Annotated in this window: 6 protein-coding genes; 4 read left to right on the forward strand and 2 right to left on the reverse strand. The window is 66.2% G+C overall.

Annotation, left to right across the window (positions count from 1 at the left end):
• Positions 1-75 precede the first annotated feature (75 nt).
• The gene (gene phoU / locus ACFVV5_RS19045) at positions 76-732 is read right to left on the reverse strand and encodes a phosphate signaling complex protein PhoU (protein ID WP_387247253.1); all 657 of its coding nucleotides are present in this window, start codon (positions 730-732) and stop codon (positions 76-78) included.
• Between the two features lie 192 nt (positions 733-924).
• On the opposite strand from phoU, the gene ACFVV5_RS19050 reads away from it, so the two are divergent.
• On the forward strand, positions 925-2,079 hold the full coding sequence (locus ACFVV5_RS19050) for a sensor histidine kinase (protein ID WP_387247255.1): 1,155 nt from the start codon (positions 925-927) through the stop codon (positions 2,077-2,079).
• Positions 2,076-2,759: a response regulator gene (locus ACFVV5_RS19055; protein WP_387247257.1), complete on the forward strand. Its 684-nt coding sequence runs from the start codon at positions 2,076-2,078 to the stop codon at positions 2,757-2,759. Before ACFVV5_RS19050 ends, ACFVV5_RS19055 begins: the two co-directional genes overlap by 4 nt.
• Positions 2,760-2,773: 14 nt before the next feature.
• Here ACFVV5_RS19055 and ACFVV5_RS19060 read toward each other — a convergent pair whose 3' ends face one another.
• Positions 2,774-3,262: a hypothetical protein gene (locus ACFVV5_RS19060; protein ID WP_387247259.1), complete on the reverse strand. Its 489-nt coding sequence runs from the start codon at positions 3,260-3,262 to the stop codon at positions 2,774-2,776.
• 176 nt (positions 3,263-3,438) lie between these two features.
• On the opposite strand from ACFVV5_RS19060, the gene ACFVV5_RS19065 reads away from it, so the two are divergent.
• The gene (locus ACFVV5_RS19065; protein WP_021763858.1) at positions 3,439-3,921 is read left to right on the forward strand and encodes a CarD family transcriptional regulator; all 483 of its coding nucleotides are present in this window, start codon (positions 3,439-3,441) and stop codon (positions 3,919-3,921) included.
• A gap of 12 nt (positions 3,922-3,933) precedes the next feature.
• The coding region (locus ACFVV5_RS19070) for a 2-C-methyl-D-erythritol 4-phosphate cytidylyltransferase (protein ID WP_387247261.1) at positions 3,934-4,291 on the forward strand (358 nt) is incomplete at its 3' end.

Raw genomic sequence — 4,291 nt, forward strand, 5'->3', positions numbered from 1 at the left:
GCACTGGTTGGGCCCCCGCCCGGCGCAGCCCCCCACCAAGTCCGGACTCGATGCAGAGCGGCCGGGCGCAGACGGTCAGGAGGCGAGCTCGGGAGCCCAGTCTCCGGTGCCGAGGTACTGCACCTTCTTGGCGATCGAGACGGCGTGGTCTGCGAATCGCTCGTGGTAGCGGGAGGCCAGCGTGGCATCGACGGTGTCGACGGCCTGACCCTTCCAGGTCTCGCCGAGCACCTTGTCGAACACGCTGACGTGCAGCTCGTCGATCTCGTCGTCCTCATTGCGGATCTCCTCGGCGAGGGCGAGATCCTGCGTGCGCAGGAGCTCCGCCAGCTTCGTCGCGATCAGCACGTCGAGCCGGCCCATCTCGGCGAACGTGCCGCGCAGGCTCTTGGGGACGACCTTGTCGGGGAAGCGGTAGCGCGCGAGCTGTGCGATGTGCTCGGCCATGTCGCCCATCCGCTCGAGCGACGCGCTGATGCGCAGCGCGCTCACGACGATGCGCAGGTCGCGGGCGACCGGCTGCTGGCGGGCGAGGATCTGGATCGACAGCTCGTCGAGCAGAACGGTGAGCTCGTCGATCTTGTTGTCGTTGGCGATGACCTCCTCGGCGAGGCTGACATCGGACTTGTTGAACGCCTGCGTCGCATTCTGGATGGAGATGACGACGAGCTCGGCGATCTCCACGAGACGATCCTGAACTTCGGCAAGCTCCTGCTGGAATACTTCGCGCATGGGGTGTGGTCCTTCCTGGCGTGCGTGCGCACGCAAGATAGCGGGGCCTTCTAGCCCTGCTCAGCATGTTCCCTTCGTCAGGTTAACGAATGGTGCCGTACGCCTGAACACTGTCTAAAGTACCCGCGAAAGTCAGCGCTTCCTTACCGATTGCGTCGATCGGATTCGATCCCATTGCGTACTCTTGGATTCATGGACTCCGCCTGGTTGGTGCTGCTGTCTCTGGCACTCGGCCTCGTGGTCGGCGCCGGGTTCGTGTGGATGCTGCACATCGCCGCGCGCCGAGGAGATCACGCCGTCGCCGTGGTGAGCCCGACGGTGCCCGACGGAGTCGACCAGGTGCTCGACGCACTCGAATCGGCGGGCGTGGTCCTCGACCCGTCGAACAACGTCATCAAGGCGTCACCCGGCGCGCATTCGATCGGCCTGGTGTGGAACGGCGCGCTCGTGCATCCGCATCTCGTCGACCTCGTCAACCAGGTGCGCAGAACCGGCGACCCGGTGACCCAGGACTGCGAACTCGCCCGCGGTCCGTTCGGAGACGCGAGCATCTATCTCAGCGTGCGGGTCGCGCGGCTCGGCAGCCGCTACATCCTGCTGCTGGCCGAAGACCGCACCGAGTCGTACCGCCTCGAGACCGTGCGCCGCGACTTCGTCGCCAACATCAGCCACGAGCTCAAGACCCCGATCGGCGCCGTCGGCCTGCTCGCCGAAGCGCTGGACGACGCGTCCGACGATCCCGAACAGGTGAGACGGTTCGCCTTCCGGCTCACCGAGGAGTCGCACCGCCTCGCACGGATCACTCAGGACATCATCGAACTCAGCCGGCTTCAGGCCGCGGATGCACTCAGCAACGCCGAGCGGCTGTCGGCCAACAAGGTGGTGTCCGCCGCCCTCGATCAGAACCGGGTGGCGGCCGAGGCGCGGCACATCGAGCTCGCCGTGCGCGGAGACAAGTCGGCCGAAGTGCTCGGCAACGAGGCGCTGCTGGTGACCGCCGTGCACAACCTCGTCTCGAACGCCATCCAGTACTCGCCCGACGACTCCCGCGTCGGCATCGGGGTGCGATCGATCGACGGTGTCGTCGAGATCGCCGTGACCGACCAGGGCGAAGGCATCCCCGAAGACGACCTCGACCGCGTGTTCGAGCGCTTCTTCCGCGTCGACCAGGCGCGTTCGCGCCATACTGGCGGAACGGGGCTCGGCCTGGCGATCGTCAAGCACGCCGTCCAGAACCACGGAGGAGAGGTGCGCGTCTGGTCACAGCCCGGGCGCGGTTCCACCTTCACCATCCGGTTGCCAGAAGCATCGACCGTCGCCCGTCCCCCGATAGGAGAACCCACGTGACATCCATCCTGCTCGTCGAGGATGAAGCAGCGCTCAGCGAACCGCTGGCCTACCTGCTCAAGCGCGAAGGCTACGACGTGAACGTGGCCGAGGACGGCCCGACGGCGCTCGCCGAGTTCGACAAGAACGGCGCCGACCTCATCCTGCTCGACCTGATGCTGCCGGGCATCCCGGGAACGGAGGTCTGCCGTGAAATCCGCACGCGCTCGTCCGTGCCGATCATCATGCTCACGGCGAAGGACTCCGAGGTGGACATCGTGGTCGGGCTCGAGCTCGGCGCCGACGACTACATGACCAAGCCGTACTCGTCGCGTGAACTGCTCGCGCGCATCCGGGCCGTTCTGCGCCGCCGGGTCGAGGCGGAGGAGATCGAGGACGACGGCATCCTCGAGGCCGGCACCGTCCGCATGGACGTGGACCGCCACACGGTTGCCGTGCGAGGGGGCGAGATCTCCATGCCGCTCAAGGAATTCGAGCTGCTCGAACTGCTGCTGCGCAACGCCGGACGCGTGCTCACCCGCGGTCAGCTGATCGACCGGGTGTGGGGCAGCGACTACTTCGGCGACACCAAGACGCTGGACGTGCACATCAAGCGCATCCGCTCACGGATCGAGGAGAGCCCGTCCGACCCGTCGATGCTCGTGACGGTACGCGGGCTCGGCTACCGCTTCAACTCCTGAGCGTCAGCCGGGCGTCAGCCCTGGGAGGGGACGATCGACGGCGGAACGAGCGACTGGTACTCGGGGAGCTGGCCGTCGAGCACGGGGACCTTCAGCTGCACGCCGGTGTTGTCGGCGTACTGGAAGAACACCGGGTAGAGGCTGCCCGGGAGGGCGGAGAAGTTGCTGAGCAGCACGTTGCCGGTCGACGCTTTGGGCTCGGTGCCCAGCTGCTTGACCTCGCCGGGCTGAACCGTGACGTAGGCGGTCGATGCGGCGGAGTCGCCGGCCTCGATCTGGATGCGGTGGCTCTTGGTGTCGTTGTTCACCAGGGTGACCACGAGGTTGCCCACCGTGCCGTTGGTGGTGTCGGTGACGATGATGGCGTTGCGGACGTCGATCTGGCCGACGTTGCCGCTCACCCCGTCGCTCGCGTCGTAGTGCTTCGTCGTGGCCTGCGGGGCGAAGAATCCGCAGCCCGCCGTTCCGAACGCGATTGCCAGGGCTAGGACGACGGATGCCACGACACGAGCTTTCACTGAGGACCCTCCAGATCGTTCCGCCGGCCTGGAAACGGCCGTGAGAGGAGCGGAATGCGCTTCGAGTTTAGCGTATGCGTGCGGGCGCTCAGGCGCGTGAGGGCGAACCTTAGCACGTGCCTCGTGTGGTATCCTAGTAGTTGCTGAAGGGACATCAATCTATGCTTTTCGAGGTTGGCGAAACCGTCGTTTACCCACACCACGGCGCTGCGACTATCACCGAAGTCAAGAAGAGAATCATCAAGGGTGAAGAGAAGCTGTACCTCAAGCTCAACGTGACGCAGGGAGACCTCACAATCGAGGTCCCTGCCGAGAACGTCGACCTCGTCGGCGTTCGCGACGTGATCGGCAAAGAAGGTCTCGATCGCGTGTTCGAGGTGCTGCGCGCTCCCTTTACCGAGGAGCCCACCAACTGGTCGCGCCGCTACAAGGCGAACCTTGAGAAGCTCGCCTCCGGCGATGTCATCAAGGTCTCCGAGGTCGTTCGCGACCTCTGGCGTCGTGATCAGGATCGCGGGCTGTCGGCGGGTGAGAAGCGCATGCTTGCAAAGGCACGTCAGATTCTCATCTCCGAGCTCGCTCTCGCAGAGAAGACCGACGACGAGAAGGCCTCCAGCCTGCTCGACGAGGTTCTGGCCTCTTAAGGCGCCGCTTCCGTGGCCCGCGTCGCGGTGGTCATCGTCGCCGCCGGCACTGGAACGCGCCTCGGCGCCGAGCTTCCCAAGGCCTTCGTGACCTTGGGGGGCTCGACGCTGCTCGAGCGCTCGGTGCATTCCGTCGCCGGAATGCGCGAGCGACCCCAGGTCGTGGTCGTGGCCCCAGCTGAACTCGTCGACGACGCACGCACGCTCGCGTCGTCGGCCTTCGGCGCTCCGGTGACGGTCGTCGCCGGCGGCGAGACCCGGCAGCGATCGGTGGCCGCGGGACTGGCCGAGCTCGAGGCATCGGTCGAGGTCGTGCTCGTCCACGACGCCGCACGCGCTCTGACCCCCTCCTCTTTGTTCGACTCGGTGG

Origin of the sequence: Leifsonia sp. NPDC058248 (assembly GCF_042881905.1) — a bacterium.
Lineage (GTDB): Bacteria > Actinomycetota > Actinomycetes > Actinomycetales > Microbacteriaceae > Leifsonia.

What these genes read in the sequence shown, in the direction of transcription:
- phoU (WP_387247253.1), bottom strand. Translation starts at nt 732, where the DNA reads ATGCGCGAAGTATTCCAGCAGGAGCTTGCCGAAGTTCAGGATCGTCTC.
- ACFVV5_RS19065 (WP_021763858.1), top strand. Translation starts at nt 3,439, where the DNA reads ATGCTTTTCGAGGTTGGCGAAACCGTCGTTTACCCACACCACGGCGCT.
- ACFVV5_RS19050 (WP_387247255.1), top strand. Translation starts at nt 925, where the DNA reads ATGGACTCCGCCTGGTTGGTGCTGCTGTCTCTGGCACTCGGCCTCGTG.